Source organism: Pseudomonas deceptionensis, assembly GCF_900106095.1.
Taxonomy (GTDB): domain Bacteria; phylum Pseudomonadota; class Gammaproteobacteria; order Pseudomonadales; family Pseudomonadaceae; genus Aquipseudomonas; species Aquipseudomonas deceptionensis.
The window spans coordinates 4,348,287-4,366,568 of record NZ_FNUD01000002.1 but is presented as its reverse complement, the minus strand read 5'-3'; the positions used below and the strand labels follow the sequence as shown (position 1 = coordinate 4,366,568).

Sequence of the window (18,282 nt, the reverse complement as noted above, 5' to 3'; positions counted from 1 at the left end):
CAGCCTGCGGCAGCGGCTACAAGGTTCATTACTTCGCCAAAAACCGCATCCCTTCTTCCAGCCCCTCAAGCGTCAGCGGGTACATGCGGTCTTCGATCAAGTCACGCACGATGCCGGTCGAGGCCGTGTAGTGCCAGGTGTCCTTGGGGTACGGGTTGATCCAGACCAGCTTTTTGTACTTCTCCATGAAGCGCTGCATCCACTTGTAACCCGGCTCTTCGTTCCAGTGCTCGACACTGCCCCCTGCGTGGGTGATCTCGTACGGGCCCATTGAGGCGTCGCCAATAAAGATCACTTTGTAATCGGCGCCGTACTTGTTCAGCAGGTCCTGGGTCGAGATGCGCTCGGACTGGCGGCGCTGGTTGTTCTTCCACACGGACTCATAAATGAAGTTGTGGAAGTAGTAGTACTCCAGGTGCTTGAACTCGGTCCTGCAGGCTGAAAACAACTCCTCGCAAATCTTCACGTGGGCGTCCATCGAGCCGCCGATATCGAACAGCAACAGCAGCTTGATGTTGTTGCGCCGCTCGGGCCGCATCTGAATGTTCAGCAGCCCTGCATCACGGGCGGTATGGTCGATGGTGCCATCGATGTCCAGCTCATCTGCCGCGCCCTGGCGGGCAAACTTGCGCAGGCGCCGTAGCGCGATCTTGATATTGCGCGTGCCCAGCTCGACCTGATCGTCGAGGTTCTTGTACTCGCGCTGCTCCCAGACCTTGGCCGCCTTGCCCTGGCGCGCCCCGGCATCGCCTACGCGAATGCCTTCGGGATGGTAGCCGCCCGAGCCGAACGGGCTGGTGCCGCCGGTGCCGATCCATTTATTGCCGCCGGCATGGCGTTCCTTTTGTTCCTCAAGGCGTTGCTGGAACGCCTCGATCAGTTTGTCCAGGCCGCCCAGGGACTGGAGCTGCGCACGATCCTCGTCGGTCAGCGAGCGCTCGAACTCCTTGCGCAGCCAGTCTTCGGGGATCAACGCTTCAAGGTGCTCATTGAGGTTTTGCAAACCGTTGAAATAGGCGCCGAACGCCCGGTCGAACTTGTCGAAATGGCGCTCGTCCTTTACCAGGATCGTGCGCGCCAGGTAATAAAACTCGTCCATGTCGGCGAAGGTCACGTGGTTCTTCAGGGCGTTGATCAGGTCCAGCAGCTCACGCACTGAAACCGGCACCTTGGCCGCACGCATTTCATTGAACAGATTAAGCAGCATGCTTATCGCCTTCTCGAAAAATCAGCGATTGGGGCGACGGCTCATAAACGCCAGGCGTTCAAGCAATTGCACGTCCTGCTCGTTTTTAACCAGCGCACCGGCCAGTGGCGGGATGGCTTTGGTCGGATCACGTTCGCGCAATACCGCTTCGCCAATGTTGTCGGCCATCAGCAGCTTGAGCCAGTCCACCAGTTCGGAAGTGGACGGTTTTTTCTTCAGCCCCGGTACTTTGCGCACATCGAAAAACACGTCAAGTGCTTCGCTGACCAGCTCTTTCTTGATGTCGGGAAAGTGCACGTCGACAATTTTTTGCAGCGTGGTGCGATCCGGGAAGCTGATGTAGTGGAAGAAGCAGCGGCGCAGGAAAGCATCCGGCAGCTCTTTTTCGTTATTGGAAGTAATGATGATGATCGGGCGAACTTTGGCCTTGATCGTTTCGTCAGTCTCGTAAACGTAGAACTCCATCTTGTCGAGTTCTTGCAGCAGGTCGTTCGGGAACTCGATGTCGGCTTTGTCGATTTCGTCGATCAGCAAAATGACCCGCTCTTCGGCCTCGAAGGCTTCCCACAACTTGCCCTTTTTCAGGTAATTGCGCACGTCATGGACTTTGTCGACACCCAGTTGCGAGTCGCGCAGGCGGCTGACCGCATCGTACTCGTACAGGCCCTGATGGGCCTTGGTGGTGGACTTGATGTGCCAGGTGATCAGCTTGCAGCCAAAGGACTCGGCCAGTTGCTCGGCGAGCATGGTCTTGCCGGTGCCAGGCTCTCCCTTGACCAGCAGCGGGCGCTCAAGAGTAATGGCCGCGTTGACCGCCAGTTTCAGATCATCGGTGGCCACATAGGCGCGGGTGCCTTCAAACTTCATCTGCAATTCCTCAAACCATGACCCGGGCCCTGCAAGGGGCAGGGCGGGAGAACTTAAAAGTATGTCCGACTATAACGCGCTGCCCGCATAACGTGAACGCAGACGCCTCATTCAGTCTCTGAATGCAGCGTCACGCCATGACTGGACGCATGTGATCGTGAGGCCTAACCTTGGGATCTTCCCAAAAGGTGCATAAGGACCCCGCCATGAGCCGCATTTTTGCAGATAACGCCCAATCCATCGGTAATACGCCATTAGTGCAGATCAACAGTATCGCGCCGCGCGGCGTGACTATCCTGGCCAAGATCGAAGGCCGTAACCCGGGCTACTCGGTGAAGTGCCGCATTGGCGCCAACATGATCTGGGATGCCGAGAGCCGGGGCGTGCTCAAACCGGGCATGACCATCATTGAGCCGACGTCGGGCAACACCGGTATAGGCCTTGCATTTGTTGCGGCGGCGCGGGGTTACAAAATGGTACTGACCATGCCGTCGTCGATGAGCATTGAACGGCGCAAGGTGCTCAAGGCGTTGGGGGCCGAGCTGGTCTTGACCGAACCGGCCAAGGGCATGAAAGGCGCAATCGAGAAGGCTTCCGAGATCCAGGCCAGCGATCCGGCCCGGTACTTTATGCCGCAGCAGTTTGAAAACCCGGCCAACCCGGCGATTCATGAAAAAACCACCGGCCCGGAAATCTGGAACGACACCGAAGGCGGGGTTGACGTGCTGGTTGCTGGCGTCGGCACCGGCGGCACGATTACCGGCATTTCGCGCTATATCAAACACACCCAGGGCAAGCCGATCCTGTCGGTTGCGGTAGAGCCCATCACCTCGCCGGTGATCACTCAGGCGCTGGCCGGGGAAGAGATCAAACCTGCTCCGCACAAGATCCAGGGCATTGGCGCCGGTTTTGTGCCGAAGAACCTCGACCTGTCGATTCTCGACAAAGTTGAGCTGGTGAGCGATGACGAATCCAAAGCCATGGCCCTGCGCCTGATGCAGGAAGAAGGCATCTTGTGCGGAATATCCAGCGGAGCGGCCATGGCGGCGGCTGTCCGTCTGGCAGAAACCCCGGAAATGCAAGGCAAGACCATTGTTGTGATCCTGCCGGATTCGGGTGAGCGTTACCTGTCGAGCTTCCTGTTCAGCGATATGTTCAGCGAGCAGGAATTGCACCAGTAAGCACGTCCTTGATCTCTGCAGGAGTTCGCAAGCTGGCTCCTGCAGGGTGTATGCAACTGACTCAAATCAACTGGCTCAAGGGACGGCTTCTACATAATTAACCCGTTATTACGTATGACTTAACACTGAATGTTGGAACACGCGGGTTTTGTCCTGCGCCGGTAGTGTTTATCATGGCCGGCTGCCACGTCGGGCTATTGGTGCCGCACGGTATTTTCGAGGAGTTGTTGCATGACCTTATCCTTCGCCATCAAGGCAGGGCTGATACTGCTGTTTGTTGGCAGCATCCTTTACGTGCATTTGCGCGGCAAGGCGCGGTTGCCGGTGTTGCGCCAGTTCGTCAACCACTCTGCGATCTTTGCGCCCTACAACGCCTTGATGTACCTGTTCTCCGGTGTACCGTCCAAACCGTACCTGGACCGCAGCAAGTTTCCCGAGCTGGATGTCCTCAAAGACAACTGGCAAGTGATCCGCGAAGAAGCCATGCACTTGTTCGACGAAGGCTATATCCGCGCGGCCGAAAAAAACAACGATGCCGGCTTTGGCTCGTTCTTCAAAAAAGGCTGGAAGCGTTTTTACCTGAAGTGGTACGACAAAGCGCTGCCATCGGCCGAATTGCTGTGCCCGAAAACCGTTGAGCTGGTCAACAGCATCCCCAACGTCAAAGGCGCGATGTTTGCCTTGCTGCCGGGCGGTAGCCACCTCAACCCGCACCGTGACCCGTTTGCCGGCTCCTTGCGCTATCACCTGGGCCTGTCGACGCCCAACTCCGACGCTTGCCGGATTTTCGTCGATGGCGAGGAATACGCGTGGCGTGATGGCGAAGACGTAATGTTTGATGAGACCTATGTGCACTGGGTCAAAAACGAAACCGACGTTACCCGTGTCATCCTGTTTTGCGACATCGAGCGCCCACTGACCAGCGCGCTGATGACCCGCATCAACCGCTGGGTCAGCGCCCAGCTGGGCAAAGCCACCGCGCCACAGAACCTCGATGACGAGCGCGTGGGCGGGATCAACAAGGCCTACGCCTGGAGCAAAACCTTCAGCGACCGCTTCAGCGGTGTGGTCAAGCAGTGGAAGCGCCGCAACCCCAAGCTGTATCGCATAGCCCGCCCGATCCTGGCAGTGCTGGTACTGGTTCTGCTGTGGCGCTGGTTGTTCGGTTAAGTCGTTGCAATTTGTATCGGGCGCTGGTTATAGTCGGCGCTCGATATCCCCTCTTCAAAAAGATCAGCCCATGCCGGTTTCCCTTTCACATAGCGTTGACGTCTCAGCAGTGACTGCTGGCGTTGAGCCGTGCGGGAAGCAACAGCCTGTGCAGATCAGTCACTATCCCCCTCCTGTCAGCCGCACTGTGGTGTACGTCGTCGTATCGCCACCGGGTGTTGTTGCGGGCTGAGCTGATCGTTCGGCTGCCCGTACCCGTCTAAAAAACCAATGAACTTCAGCTTCGGCTGAGTCGGCTTTTTTTGCCTGATGACAGGTGCTATCCATGTTTTCGATTTCTAAAGAGTCCGCGCTGGCGGCTGCGTCCACGAGCCTGTTCGTTTTGCTGTGGAGCAGCGGGGCGATCTTCTCCAAGTGGGGGCTGGCCCACGCCTCGCCGTTTGCCTTTTTGTTGATACGCTTTGCCATCGCACTGCTGGCGTTGGTGCTGTTGATCCCGTTGATGAAGTTCAAACTGCCCGGCACCGCTCAGGGCATACGCTATGCGCTGGCTACGGGCGCGGTGCTGCTCGGGGCCTATCAGATTTTTTATCTGCTGGCGCTGGACCTTAAAGTCACGCCCGGTGTAATGGCGACAGTGATGGGGGTGCAGCCGATTTTGACTGCGGTGATCATGGAGCGCCGTCTGTCCTGGAGTCGTGTGCTGGGGCTGGTACTGGGGCTGACCGGATTGATTCTGGTGGTGTATCAGGGCATCGGGCTGGCGGGCATGCCGTGGATCGGGATGCTGTTCGCGGTGCTGGCGCTGGCCAGTATGACCGTGGGCACACTGATGCAAAAACGCATCACGACCAACCCGTTGGGGACCTTGCCCGTGCAATACCTGGCCGGGCTGGTGATGTGCGGGGTCTTTGTGCCGTTCCAGCCCTTCCACTTCGAGCACAGTGCGGGCTTTGTGGTGCCGGTGTTGTGGATGGGGTTGGTGGTGTCGGTGCTGGCGACCTTGCTGCTGTACCGGATGATTTCCAAGGGCAATCTGGTGAATGTCACCAGCCTTTTTTACCTGGTACCTGCTGTCACGGCGGTCATGGACTACCTGATTTTCGGCAACAAACTCGCGGCCCTGAGCTTGCTGGGGATGGCGCTGATCATCATCGGTCTGATGTTTGTGTTCCGTAAAACCCGCTGAGTAAACCAAGACCCGTAGCAGCTGCCTTCGTACCTCGGCAGATGCTACGGGTGGAAAGGCTCAGGCAGCTTGTCTGGCCGCAGGCTTGAGCACCAGCCACAGCGCCACGGCGATCAGCAGCCCGCCATAAAGGTGCGCCATCGACAGCGGTTCACCCAGGAACAGCGCGCCCCACAACACGCCAAACGGCGGGATCATGAAGGTCACGGTCATGGATTTGACCGGGCCAATGCTGGTCAGTAAACGGAAGTACAGGATGTAGGCAAACGCCGTACACACCAGGCCCAGCCCCAGCAACGATAACCACACACTCATCCCGCCCCAGCTCACGGGTGGCTGATTCATCACGCTCAGCCCAAACAGCGGCAACAGGAACAGGGTTGCACCCAGCATGCTGCCCAGCGCTGAAAGCCGTGGATCAAGACCGCCTTGCTGGTCCAGCCAGCGGCGCGCCAGAAAGCCGGCAAAGCCATAAAAGGTGGTGGCCAGCAGGCAGGCGAGGGCGCCCATCAGCAAGTCCATATTGAAAGCAACTGGCCCGGCCCGGGTTAAAACCCCTACGCCGAGCAATCCCAGAAATACCCCGGCCATTTTGGTCAGGGTCAGTTTTTCGCTGAAAAACATCCCGCCAATCAACACGCCCATCAACGGGGTGGTCGCGTTGAAAATGGACGAGTAACCGGCAGGCAATACCTGAGCCGCCACCGAATACAGGGTGGCCGGAACCCCGGAGTTGATGACCCCCAGAATCAGAATGACCTTGAGCTTGCCGCCGAAATCCCAGCGCACGCGCATCAGCGCCAGAATCACCACCAAGCCGGTAGCGGCGATGGAGACTCGAAAGAATGCCGTAGGAATCGTCCCAAGTACCGGCGCGATAATCCGCATAAACAAAAAGCTGGCGCCCCAAATACCGGCTAGCGACAGCATGCGGACCAAATCGACAAGTCTCACGGGATTTTCCTTACAAGGTTTGAGGCGGGCAGTGTAGGGGATGCTGCGCGCAAGGCAATGGTTGCGCCTGCTAACAATTGGCCACTAAGCTCAAGCGCATAACAAAACCCTCACCGTTTTTCGTGCAGAGGCTCCACCATGCCCCGATCCTGGCCGGCCGCCGAAATTGCCCAAATGATCCTCGACGGCTTCGACGATTACCGTGAGCACTTTCGTCAAATTACCGATGGCGCCCGAGCCCGCTTTGAGGGGGCATTGTGGCAAGCCGCACAGCTTGCCTCGGCCGCGCGGATCAACCTGTACGAGCAGAAAGTCAGTGAAATCAGCCAGGGTTTGCGCAGCACCTTTGCCGGTCAGGATTTGCTGGATGCTGATCAATGGCCGCGGGTCAAAAGTGCTTATATCCGGCTTATAGATTTGCGCTTTGACGATGAGCTGGCCGAGACCTGGTACAACTCGACCTTTTGCAGCCTGTTCAGTCATGACCTGATCAGCGATGGCTGCATGTTTATTCACACCACCCGACCCGCTTTGCGTCAGGCCCGCGCCGCGCAAACCCGCACCTATCGGCCAGCCGGGCAATTGAATCACGCGCTGGCGCAGATGTTCACCGACTTTGCCTTCGATGAGCCTTACGCCGACTTGCCGGGTGACCTGCACCGGCTCGAAGCCCGCTTGCGCGAAAGCCTGCCGGACTGGGTGTGTAAAGACCCGCAGTTGAGCATCGAGCTGTTTTCGTCAGTGCTGTACCGCAACAAGGGTGCGTATCTGGTGGGGCGTCTTTATACCCGGGACGAGCAATGGCCGTTGGCGATCGCTTTTCTGCACCGTGAAGGTCAGGGGGTCCAGATCGATGCGCTGATCACCGACGAGGCCGAAGTGTCGATCATCTTTTCGTTCACCCGCTCGTATTTCATGGTGGATGTGCCGGTGCCGGCAGAGTTTATCGGCTTTCTCAAACGCATCCTGCCTGGCAAGCATGTGGCTGAGCTGTACACCTCGATCGGCTTTTACAAGCACGGCAAGTCCGAGTTTTACCGGGCGCTGATCAATCACCTGGCGACCACTGACGACCGCTTCATCATGGCCCCCGGGGTGCGTGGCATGGTGATGACCGTGTTCACCCTGCCGGGCTTCAATACGGTTTTTAAACTGATCAAGGACCGCTTTTCGCCGTCGAAAAACGTTAGCCGCGCCACGGTGATTGAAAAGTACCGGCTGGTAAAAAGCGTCGATCGGGTAGGGCGTATGGCGGATACCCAGGAGTTCGCCGACTTTCGCTTCCCGTTGAGCAAATTCGAGCCCGAGTGCCTGGCCGAGTTGCTGGAGGTCGCGCCTTCAACCGTGGTTGTCGAAGGCGATCAGGTATTGATCCGCCACAGCTGGACCGAACGACGCATGACCCCGCTCAATCTGTATCTGGAAAATGCCAACCCCGCGCAAATCCGCGAAGCGCTGGACGATTACGGGCTGGCGATCAAGCAACTGGCGGCGGCCAATATTTTCCCCGGTGACATGCTGCTGAAAAACTTCGGCGTCACCCGGCATGGCCGCGTGGTGTTCTATGACTACGACGAAATCTGCTACCTGACCGAAGCCAACTTCCGACATATCCCGCAGCCGCGGACCCCTGAAGACGAAATGGCCAGTGAACCCTGGTACTCCATCGGCCCGCTGGACGTGTTCCCCGAAGAGTTCCCGCCGTTCCTGTTCGCCGATGCGGGGCAGCGCCGTCTATTTAACGAGCTGCATGGCGAAATCTACGACGCCGATTACTGGAAAAGCCTGCAAGCGGCGATTTTGGAGGGCAAGGTGATTGATGTGTTTCCCTACAGGCGCAAGGGGCTGGACGTAGCCTGATGATTGTGTGGGCGCGGGCAAGCCCGCGCCCACAGTTATCCCCGTGTCTGTAGAGCCCAAATCTGCGACAATCCGCCCCCTGCATTTACGAAGAATTCTGCGTACCTGATGACTGACGAATCGCCTGCTATCGACCAACTGTTGAAAAACCTTGATCAAGCCATGATTGCCGACCGCCACAAGCTGCGTCGGCAGTTGCATGAGCTGCGTAAAAAGCCTGACGACGCAGTCAAGCTGGTGGCGTGGGCTGAGCGGGTGCAGGCGTCGTGCGCGCAGGTGACGGCGCGGGCGGCCAGCGTGCCGTTGATTCGCTATGACGAAAACCTGCCGATTGCCGCCAAGCGCGACGAGATCAAGGCCGCGCTGCTCAAGCATCAGGTGCTGATCCTGGCCGGTGAAACCGGTTCGGGTAAGACCACCCAGTTGCCGAAAATCTGCCTGGAAATCGGTCGTGGTCAGCACGGTTTGATCGGTCACACCCAGCCGCGACGTATCGCTGCACGCAGTGTCGCGAGCCGTGTGGCCGAAGAGTTGGGTACGCCCTTAGGCGCACTGGTCGGGTATCAGGTGCGGTTTGAGGATCAGAGCGATTCCAACACCCTGGTCAAGTTGATGACCGATGGCATCCTGCTGGCCGAAACCCAGCACGATCGCTATCTCGAGCGTTATGACACGATCATCGTCGACGAAGCCCACGAACGAAGCCTGAACATCGACTTTCTGCTGGGTTATCTGAAGATCCTGCTGCCACGCCGTCCGGACCTGAAAGTCATCATCACTTCGGCGACCATCGATCTTGAGCGCTTCTCCAAACACTTCAACGACGCGCCTATTGTCGAAGTGTCGGGCCGTACCTTCCCGGTCGAGACCTGGTATCGCCCGTTGACCTCCGAGCAGGATGAAGAGGGTAACAACGTCGAAGAAGACCTGAGTGTCGATCAGGCCATCATTGCCACCCTGGACGAGATTGCAGCCTTCGAACGCAGCGAGCGCAAAAGCCCCGGCGACGTGCTGGTATTTTTGCCCGGCGAGCGCGAAATCCGCGATGCCGCCGACATGCTGCGTAAGGCCCAGCTCAAACACACCGAAATCCTGCCCTTGTACGCGCGGCTATCGCCGGCCGAGCAGCAGCGGATTTTCCAGTCCCACCCGGGGCGTCGCGTAGTTCTGGCCACCAACGTGGCAGAAACGTCGCTGACGGTGCCTGGCATTCGTTATGTGATCGACAGTGGTACCGCACGTATTAGCCGTTACAGCTATCGGGCCAAGGTGCAGCGCCTGCCGATCGAGGCGATTTCCCAGGCCAGTGCCAATCAGCGTAAAGGGCGTTGTGGCCGGGTCGAGCCGGGGATTTGCGTACGTTTGTACGCTGAAGAAGACTTTAACGGTCGCCCGGAATTTACTGATCCGGAGATTTTGCGTACCAACCTTGCGGCAGTAATCCTGCAGATGCTGCACTTGCGTCTGGGTGAAATTACGGCGTTTCCGTTTATCGAGCCGCCGGATGGCAAGGCGATTACCGACGGTTTCAACCTGCTGCAAGAGCTGTCGGCGGTTAACCGTGAGAACCAGCTGACGCCGCTGGGCCGTCAATTGGCGCGCTTGCCGGTGGACCCGCGCATGGGCCGCATGCTGCTTGAGGCCGCCAAGCTCGGCAGCTTGCAGGAAGTATTGATCGTTGCCAGTGCGATGTCGGTACAAGACCCGCGCGAACGCCCGCCCGAGCGTCAACAAGCGGCCGACCAGGCCCACGCGCAATGGAAAGATGTGGACTCGGACTTTGCCGGCCTGATCAATGTGTGGCGCGGTTTTGAAGAGCAACGCCAGGCCCTGACTGCCAGCCCGCTGCGCAACTGGTGCCGAAAGAACTTCCTCAACTACCTGCGGTTGCGCGAGTGGCGCGATTCTCACCGTCAGTTGAGTTTGATCTGCCGTGACATGCAGCTCACGGTCAATCAGGAACCGGCCGACTACCCAAAATTGCACAAGGCGGTGCTGTCCGGCCTGCTGAGCCAGATCGGGCAAAAAACCGAAGACGGCGATTACCTGGGCGCGCGTCAGCGCCGGTTCTGGATTCATCCTTCATCTGGCCTGGGCAAAAAGCGCCCGCAATGGCTGATGACTGCCGAGCTGGTGGAGACCACCAAGCTGTATGCGCGCATGGTGGCCAAGATCGAGCCGGACTGGATCGAGCCGCTGGCCGGGCATTTGATCAAAAAGAATTATTTCGAACCGCACTGGGAGAAGAAGCGCGGGCAAGTGGTGGCCTACGAGCAGATCACCTTGTTCGGCCTGATCGTGGTTGGTCGGCGTGCGGTGCATTACGGGCCGATTGATCCGGTGCTGTCGCGCGAGCTGTTTATCCGTGAAGGGCTGGTGCGAGGCGAGATTCAGTCGCGGGCCAAATGCCTGACGGCCAACGCGCAATTGCTGGAGCAGCTCGACGAGCTGGAGGCCAAGGCCCGTCGCCGTGATATTCTGGCCGACGAAGAAACCCTGTACGCGTTTTACGACGCCCGCCTGCCTGCCGAGATCCATCAGACCGCGACCTTTGACAGCTGGTACCGGGTCAACAGCCAGAAAGATCCGCAGCTGTTGATCATGCGCGAAGAGGACGTGCTGGCCCGCGAAGCCACCGAAATCACCGCCAGGCATTACCCCGACACGCTGCACCTGGGGGATCTGACCCTTGAGCTGAGCTATCACTTTGAACCCAACCACCCCCGCGACGGCGTGACGGTCAAAGTGCCTGCGCCACTGCTGCCGGTATTGCCGCCTGAGCGTCTGGAGTGGCTGGTGCCCGGCATGATCGAGGCCAAGTGCATTGCACTGGTGCGCAGTTTGCCCAAAGCGTTGCGTAAAAACTTTGTACCGGTGCCGGACTTCGTCAAGGCGGCACTGGAGCGGATGGAATTTGCTCAAGGTTCGCTGCCCCAGACCCTGGGCCGCGAATTGCTGCGCATGACGGGTGCCCGGGTGAGTGATGAAGCGTGGGCAGACGCGGCGCAACAAGTCGAAAATCACCTGAAAATGAATATCGAAGTGGTCGATGCCGACGGCAAGTTCCTCGGTGAAGGCCGCGATCTGGCCGAGTTGACGGCCCGCTTTGCCCAGGCCAGCCAGGCTGCACTGGCCGTGCCGCAAACGGCCAAAAACCAGTTGCCGGTCGAGGCCAAGGTGTTTGCCCCGGTTGCCGAAAAAACCCAGCAAAAAATAGCCGGGCTGTCGATGACGGTTTATCCGGCGCTGGTGGAAGAGGGCAATACAGTCAAGGAAGGGCGTTTTTCGACCCCGGCAGAGGCTGAGTATCAGCATCGCCGTGCGTTGCAGCGTCTGCTTATGCAGCAACTGGCCGAGCCGGCGAAGTTCTTGCGCGGCAAGTTGCCGGGTATGACCGAGCTGGGCTTGCTGTACCGCGAACTGGGCCGGGTTGAGAGCCTGGTCGAAGATATTCTGCTGGCCAGCCTCGACAGCTGCATCCTGGAAGGCGAAGCGGTATTGCCACGTGACGGGGCCGGGCTGGCTTCGCTGGCGGAGCGCAAGCGCGGCGCCTGGACGGAGCACGCAGAAAAACTGGCCCGGCTGACGCTTGATATCCTCAAGCTATGGCACGGGCTGCAAAAGCGCTTCAAGGGCAAGATCGATCTGGCCCAGGCCGTTGCCTTGAATGATATCAAGCAGCAGTTGAGCCACCTGGTGTATCCGGGCTTTGTCCGTGAAACCCCGGCGATGTGGCTCAAGGAGCTGCTGCGCTACCTCAAGGCCATTGAAATGCGTCTTGAGAAATTGCCGGGCCAGGTGCAGAAAGACCGGGTGTGGAGTGGTGAGTTGAGCGGTTTGTGGGCCCAGTATCAGGCCCGCGCCACCAAGCATGCCCAGGAGGGCAAGCGCGACCCGCAGCTTGAACTGTACCGCTGGTGGCTGGAGGAATACCGTGTGTCATTGTTCGGCCAGCAGCTGGGCACCAAAGTACCGATTTCGGACAAGCGCCTGAGCAAGCAATGGAGTGCGGTTGACGCGTAGATACCACGGATAACGGGATACTCTGTTACCGGCCAAGACCCCCTGTGGGAGCGAGCCTGCTCGCGAAAGATCTTCGCGAGCAGGCTCGCTCCCACAGTTGAAGTATTTGCAGTGGCGCTCATCGCGCGTGTAAATAACGCCAAATGCTGGCATTTATGGCAAACTTCGCGGCTATCGACACCTGAACACAATAGAGGAACGACCGTGCATAACGTCGTCATCAGCGGCACCGGCCTGTACACCCCGGCCAACAGCATCTCCAACGAAGAGCTGGTGCAGTCTTTCAATACCTATGTGCAACAGTTCAACGCGGACAACGCGCAAGCCATCGAGGCAGGTGAAGTCCAGCCTCTGGCCGAGTCCAGCGCTGCCTTTATCGAAAAAGCGTCGGGTATCAAAAGCCGCTTTGTGATGGACAAGGACGGCATCCTTGACCCGCAACGCATGCGCCCGCACTTGTCGGTGCGCAGCAACGATGAAATGTCGGTCCTCTGTGAAATGGCCGTAGGCGCTGCCAGACAAGCGCTGGAGCGTGCAGGCAAGACTGCTGCCGACATCGACGGCGTGATCGTGGCGTGCTCCAATCTGCAACGCCCGTACCCGGCGATTGCCATCGAAGTCCAGCACGCGCTGGGCATCCTGGGTTTTGGTTTTGACATGAACGTGGCCTGTTCTTCGGCGACCTTCGGCATCCAGACAGCCAGCAACAGTGTCCAGCTGGGCCAGGCTCGTGCAGTGCTGCTGATCAGCCCTGAAGTGTGCACCGGCCACCTGAACTTTCGTGATCGTGACAGCCACTTCATCTTTGGTGATGCAGCGACGGCAGTGATTGTCGAACGCGCCGACCTGGCGACGTCCGAGCACCAGTTCGATATCGTCAGCACCAAATTGCTGACCACCTTCTCGAACAATATCCGCAACAACTTCGGCTTCCTTAACCGTGCTTCTGACGAACCGGCTGATAGCCCGGACAAACTGTTCGTACAGGAAGGCCGCAAGGTGTTCCGCGACGTGTGCCCGATGGTGGCCGAGCTGATCGGTCAGCACCTGGAAGAAAACCAGCTGGACGTGGCGCAAGTGAAGCGCTTCTGGCTGCACCAGGCCAATCTGAGCATGAACCACTTGATCGTGCGCAAGCTTTTGGGCCGTGAAGCCTCGATCGAAGAAGCCCCGGTGATTCTCGATACATACGCCAACACCAGCTCGGCGGGATCGGTCATTGCCTTCCACAAGTACCAGGACGATCTGCCAAGCGGTGCGCTGGCAGTGCTCAGCTCGTTCGGTGCGGGCTACTCTATTGGCAGCGTGATTCTGCGTAAGCGTTAATCAACAACTCCCGGCTCCCACAGACTCCAGGCAGACGAGGTATTCATGTCAGTTGCTGACGACTCTCAACTGCTCAAGCGTCTGTTGGCGGGCGAGCAACCGGCCTTTCGCGAGTTGGTCACTACCTATCAAAGTGCCATGCGTGCAGTGGCTTATGCCATCGTCGGCAGCCGTCATGCCGATGAAGCCGTGCAAGATGCGTGGCTGTCAGTTGTGCGTAATCTGGCCGGATTCGAAGGTCGCTCCAGCCTCAAAACCTGGCTGCTGACCATCACCGCCAACTCGGCGAAAAACCGCTACAAGCAAAATCGCCGCGAAGTGTTGCTCGACGATCTTCCCTCGCCCCACGGCACCCTCGATGACGACCGGTTCAGCGGCGATGGCCACTGGTTGCTGGCGCCGTTTGCCTGGCATCAAGATACGCCTGAAGCCTTGCTCACAGAGGATGAATTGCGTGAATGCCTGGAGCACACGCTGCTCAGCCTGCCGCAGTTACAGAGCAGCGTGCTGCTGTTGCGCGAGCGCCAGGGGCTGGAGCTGGAGGAGATTTGTAATTTACTGGAGATATCGCTCTCTAATGCTCGAGTGCTGGTGCATCGAGCCCGGCTTAAAGTCTTTGCCACTGTGGAGCATTTCGAGGAAACCGGCGAATGTTGACCTGCAAACAGCAAGTAGCACGCTCAAGCGACTATCTGGATGGCCAGCTGAGTTTCCGTGAGCGGCTGTTGGTGCGTCATCACCTGATGTTTTGTCCGAACTGCCGACGTTTTATCAAGCAAATGCGCTTGATGAGCGCCACGTTGAAAAAGCTTCCCGAACCGTTGCCGACAGATCTTGAGCAAACAGTTGAGCGGATGATGCGCGAGCGATCACGCTAAAGGCGGGGCATGAGCGAGGCTGCCGTCGGTGGATTTGAAGGGGGCCGACGACACCCAGGCTCTGCTTTAGAGACACAGAACGCTGAATGACTTCAGCGTTCTGTTTATTGCGTGAAACTCGGTGTAACTCGTTTTTAGAACTTGGCTTCCAGGTCCAGCTGCAAGGTGTTGGCCTTGGCATCTTTCTGCGTGGACGTTACGTAGTCAGCCTTGGTCAGGAAGTACGTCACGCCGACACCAAAGTTCTTGTCGATTTCGTAACCCACTTTGAGCTTGTGGCCGCGCGAACCGGTAGTACCGTTGGCGAAGTCAGAGTCGGTGAAGGCGCCGACCACTGCGTTACGCTGAAGGTCGCGGTAGTTGTAGTCCAGGCTGAAGGCGTTGAGCTTGCTCTTGAAGCCCACCAGCCATGCGTCGTCCTGGTCGCTGTCGGTGGCTGCGTTGTGTACGTACTGGCCGTACAGCGACAGAGGCAAAGGCAGGTTGGCGATATCGACCTGGCCGAAACCTTCGTACAGGCGGAACTCGCTGGTGCTGTTGCCGTTAACGGCCAGGGCGCAAGGGGTTGTCTTGGTCCCGGTGGTAGGGCAGGCGCTGTCCTTGTCATTGTCGTAGCTGTAAACGCTACCGCCCAAGGTGACTTTCAGGCTGTCTGTGGGTGCGAATTTTGCACCCAGCTGACCGGCGTACAGACGCAAGTCATGACGAAATTGCACGCCGTCGCCGTCGACGTTGTCCTTGAGGGTGTAGTAACCGGCGCTACCGAACATTTCGACGCCGCTGTTACCCAGATTGTGCTTGTAAGTGGCAGCCAGGCCTTCCGGGTTGATATCGCTATCCCAGATCACATCGCCCATGCTGACCCATGGCTGTGCCATCTTGCCGGCGATCAGGTGCAGGTCCTTGACGGCAGTCGGGTGGTAATCGATGAAGGCCATGTCCAGCCACAGCTGCTTCTTGTCGAAGTAGTTGTCCAGATCCTGGTTGGTGGAGCGCGCATCGTCGCCGCCGCCAGTGGCGATACGGATACCGGTGTTCACTTGCGGGTTGATTTCGGTGTAGGCGCCCAGACGGGCACGAATGCGCTGACGGTCCTTGTTCTTGCCATCGGACTCGCCGTCGATCTTGATGTTTTCGTGACGAACTCGTACATCCCCCTTGAGTTCGGTTTTTGCAGCCCAGGCCACTTTCTGTTCGAAGGCGGTCAGGTCAGATTTCTTCACCTGATCGGCAACCGCTTCTTGCTTGGCTTGATTCTCACTGGCGAGTTCGGTTTGCAGCTCGGAGTACTGAGCCGGCGAAATGGAACCGTTGGCTTTGAGCATTTCAAGCAGTTTGGCATCAACTGCAGCGCTGGCCGGAACACTCATGGCCAAAACCAGGCCACCACACAGTCCCGCCGCAACCCGTGTCGATACAAGACGCATTATGAATCTCCCAATGCTGAGGTGGCCTTGGCCATCCCGAGAAAAATCGGCCCTTTACGGGCTCACGTTAACGAGGCTTGGGTGTTGTCATGAGCGTGTTGGCAAACAGGCGACTCATAACCCCGTGTTCTAAGAAGCGGCGCCAGTATCGCGGCTGGATATGACAAAAAAGTGGCAGGTTGATAGCAAGTCTGTGACATCGCGTTCAGTCGCCTAAAACCAGTGGAAGCAGGCTTGTGGTGCTACCATCGCCGCTCTACGCCGCACCCCCGGGGACTTTCAATGCCGTTACAACGCCTGGACAGCCTGTCTGCCATCACCGCTCAGGAATGGGATGCGCTGGTGCCTGTGGCCCAACCTTTCTTGCGTCATGCCTTCCTCAGTGCACTGGAGGACAGCGCCAGCCTGGGCCCGCATTCCGGCTGGCAGCCCGAGCACTTGCTGCATTACGAGAACGGGCAATTGCGAGCCGCGTTACCCAGTTACCGTAAATGGCATTCCTACGGCGAATACGTGTTCGATCACGAGTGGGCACAGGCGTGTGAGCGGGCGGGCATCGAGTACTACCCCAAACTGTTGACGGCCGTACCGTTCAGCCCGGTCAGTGGCCCCCGGTTGTTGGCCGCCCGTGCCGAGGACGGGCTTGAGTTGCTGGCGGCCTTGCCCGGTTATCTGGAGATAGAAGGGCTGTCCAGTGCACATATCAATTTCACCGATGCACTGGCCGATACCGCCCTGGCTCAACAACCTGGCTGGATGCAACGTCTGGGGTGTCAGTTCCATTGGAAGAACCGCGAGTACCGCGACTTTCAGGATTTTCTGGATGCGCTGAGTTCGCGCAAGCGCAAGCAAATGCGCAAAGAGCGCGAACAAGTGGCCGGGCAGGGGTTTGAGTTTGAATGGCTCGAAGGTCAGCAAGTTAGCGAGGCGCAGTGGGATTTTGTGTACGCCTGCTACGCGAATACTTACGCCGTGCGCCGGCAAACGCCGTATCTGACGCGGGCGTTTTTCAGCCTGCTGGCCGAGCGTATGCCCGAATCGATTCGCGTCGTGCTGGCCAAACAGGGCTCAACCCCGGTCGCGATGGCGTTCAGCCTGATCGGGGGCGGCAGTCTGTATGGTCGTTACTGGGGTTGTCTGGCCGAGTTTGATCGCCTGCATTTCGAGACGTGTTTCTACCAGGGCATGGATTACGCCATTGCCCAGGGTATCCAGCGTTTCGATGCCGGTGCTCAGGGTGAGCACAAGCTGATACGCGGCTTTGAGCCGGTGATCACCCACTCATGGCATTACCTGCGCCATGAGGGCCTCAAGGCCGCCGTCAGCGACTTTCTGCAGCGTGAGCGGGTCGGTGTGCTGGCGTATGCCGAAGAGGCGAAGTCGGCCTTGCCCTACCGGCAGGCCTGATCCTCGCCGGTTCGTGGGTCAGCTCTCTTCCTTGGCCAGCCATCGATAGGTCAGCCCGCCAATGGCGGCGCCCACCAGCGGTGCCAGCCAGAACATCCACAGCTGTTGAAGCGCCCAGCCGCCGACGATCAAGGCCGGGCCCATGCTGCGTGCCGGGTTGACCGAGGTGTTGGTCACGGGGATCGATATCAGGTGGATCAGCGTCAGCGCCAAACCGATGGCGATAGGTGCGAAGCCTGCCGGGGCGCGTTTGTCAGTGGCACCCATGATGATGAGAATGAACATCGCGGTCATCACCACCTCGCACACCAGCCCTGAGATCATTGAGTAGCCGCCGGGGGAATGCTCGCCATAGCCATTGGCAGCCAGCCCGCTGGCAGCCAGATCAAACCCGGGTTTACCGCTGGCAATGAAATACAACAGAGCGGCAGCGATGATGCCCCCCAGTACTTGGGCCACGATGTAGGCGGGCAGCTCTTTTGCAGGGAACCGGCCACCCACCCACAGCCCGAACGACACGGCAGGGTTGAGGTGACAGCCGGAAATATGCCCGATAGCGTATGCCATGGTCAGCACGGTAAGGCCAAAAGCCAGTGCGACCCCCAGCAGTCCGATACCTACATTGGGGAAGGCTGCAGCAAGTACTGCACTGCCACAACCGCCAAGAACCAACCAGAAAGTGCCTACCAACTCAGTTGCCGAACGTTTGAGCAAGGTCATGGGAAGATCCCGGATAGATGAAAATCTATCGAGCAGTTGAAACGGCGTCGCATCCTGCGGTTAAGAACAGAAC

General features: G+C 58.5%; 14 protein-coding genes. 9 read left to right on the top strand and 5 right to left on the bottom strand.

What is annotated here, in order from left to right:
- Nucleotides 1-28: 28 nt before the first annotated feature.
- Nucleotides 29-1,207 carry a vWA domain-containing protein gene (locus BLW11_RS20195; RefSeq protein ID WP_048360681.1) on the bottom strand — a complete coding sequence of 393 codons (1,179 nt, stop codon included), beginning with the start codon at nt 1,205-1,207 and terminating at the stop codon, nt 29-31.
- Between the two features lie 21 nt (nt 1,208-1,228).
- Entirely contained in the window at nt 1,229-2,074 is an 846-nt protein-coding gene (locus BLW11_RS20190) for an AAA family ATPase (RefSeq protein ID WP_016781663.1), read from the bottom strand.
- Between the two features lie 206 nt (nt 2,075-2,280).
- Here BLW11_RS20190 and cysK point away from each other — a divergent pair, with 206 nt between their 5' ends.
- The 3 genes from cysK (at nt 2,281) to BLW11_RS20175 (ending at nt 5,614) form a co-directional block, all read left to right on the top strand.
- Entirely contained in the window at nt 2,281-3,255 is a 975-nt protein-coding gene (gene cysK, locus BLW11_RS20185; protein WP_048360682.1) for a cysteine synthase A, read from the top strand.
- A gap of 231 nt (nt 3,256-3,486) precedes the next feature.
- A complete protein-coding gene (locus BLW11_RS20180; protein WP_048360683.1) occupies nt 3,487-4,425 on the top strand; it encodes an aspartyl/asparaginyl beta-hydroxylase domain-containing protein in 939 nt (312 codons plus the stop codon).
- 325 nt (nt 4,426-4,750) lie between these two features.
- The gene (locus BLW11_RS20175) at nt 4,751-5,614 is read left to right on the top strand and encodes a DMT family transporter (RefSeq protein ID WP_048360684.1); all 864 of its coding nucleotides are present in this window, start codon (nt 4,751-4,753) and stop codon (nt 5,612-5,614) included.
- A 60-nt stretch (nt 5,615-5,674) separates the two neighbouring features.
- On the opposite strand, the gene BLW11_RS20170 is transcribed toward BLW11_RS20175, so the two are convergent.
- Nucleotides 5,675-6,568 carry a DMT family transporter gene (locus BLW11_RS20170; protein WP_048360685.1) on the bottom strand — a complete coding sequence of 298 codons (894 nt, stop codon included), beginning with the start codon at nt 6,566-6,568 and terminating at the stop codon, nt 5,675-5,677.
- Nucleotides 6,569-6,706: 138 nt separating this feature from the next.
- Between BLW11_RS20170 and aceK the strand changes: the two genes are divergently transcribed.
- From aceK to BLW11_RS20145, 5 genes are all read left to right on the top strand, one after another.
- The gene (gene aceK / locus BLW11_RS20165) at nt 6,707-8,428 is read left to right on the top strand and encodes a bifunctional isocitrate dehydrogenase kinase/phosphatase (protein ID WP_048360686.1); all 1,722 of its coding nucleotides are present in this window, start codon (nt 6,707-6,709) and stop codon (nt 8,426-8,428) included.
- Between the two features lie 108 nt (nt 8,429-8,536).
- The gene (hrpA, locus tag BLW11_RS20160; protein WP_048360687.1) at nt 8,537-12,451 is read left to right on the top strand and encodes an ATP-dependent RNA helicase HrpA; all 3,915 of its coding nucleotides are present in this window, start codon (nt 8,537-8,539) and stop codon (nt 12,449-12,451) included.
- Between the two features lie 204 nt (nt 12,452-12,655).
- Nucleotides 12,656-13,777 (top strand): beta-ketoacyl-ACP synthase III, encoded by a 1,122-nt coding sequence (locus BLW11_RS20155; protein WP_048360688.1) that lies wholly within the window; start codon nt 12,656-12,658, stop codon nt 13,775-13,777.
- 45 nt (nt 13,778-13,822) lie between these two features.
- Nucleotides 13,823-14,434 (top strand): RNA polymerase sigma factor, encoded by a 612-nt coding sequence (locus BLW11_RS20150; protein WP_048360689.1) that lies wholly within the window; start codon nt 13,823-13,825, stop codon nt 14,432-14,434.
- The gene (locus BLW11_RS20145) at nt 14,428-14,655 is read left to right on the top strand and encodes an anti-sigma factor family protein (RefSeq protein ID WP_048360690.1); all 228 of its coding nucleotides are present in this window, start codon (nt 14,428-14,430) and stop codon (nt 14,653-14,655) included. The genes BLW11_RS20150 and BLW11_RS20145 overlap by 7 nt, the downstream gene beginning before the upstream one ends.
- A gap of 134 nt (nt 14,656-14,789) precedes the next feature.
- Here BLW11_RS20145 and BLW11_RS20140 read toward each other — a convergent pair whose 3' ends face one another.
- Nucleotides 14,790-16,082, bottom strand: a complete 1,293-nt coding sequence (locus tag BLW11_RS20140; RefSeq protein ID WP_048360691.1) for a putative porin — start codon at nt 16,080-16,082, stop codon at nt 14,790-14,792.
- 282 nt (nt 16,083-16,364) lie between these two features.
- Here BLW11_RS20140 and BLW11_RS20135 point away from each other — a divergent pair, with 282 nt between their 5' ends.
- The gene (locus BLW11_RS20135; RefSeq protein ID WP_048360692.1) at nt 16,365-17,489 is read left to right on the top strand and encodes a GNAT family N-acetyltransferase; all 1,125 of its coding nucleotides are present in this window, start codon (nt 16,365-16,367) and stop codon (nt 17,487-17,489) included.
- Between the two features lie 18 nt (nt 17,490-17,507).
- On the opposite strand, the gene aqpZ is transcribed toward BLW11_RS20135, so the two are convergent.
- Entirely contained in the window at nt 17,508-18,209 is a 702-nt protein-coding gene (aqpZ, locus tag BLW11_RS20130) for an aquaporin Z (protein ID WP_048360693.1), read from the bottom strand.
- Between the last annotated feature and the right edge of the window lie 73 nt (nt 18,210-18,282).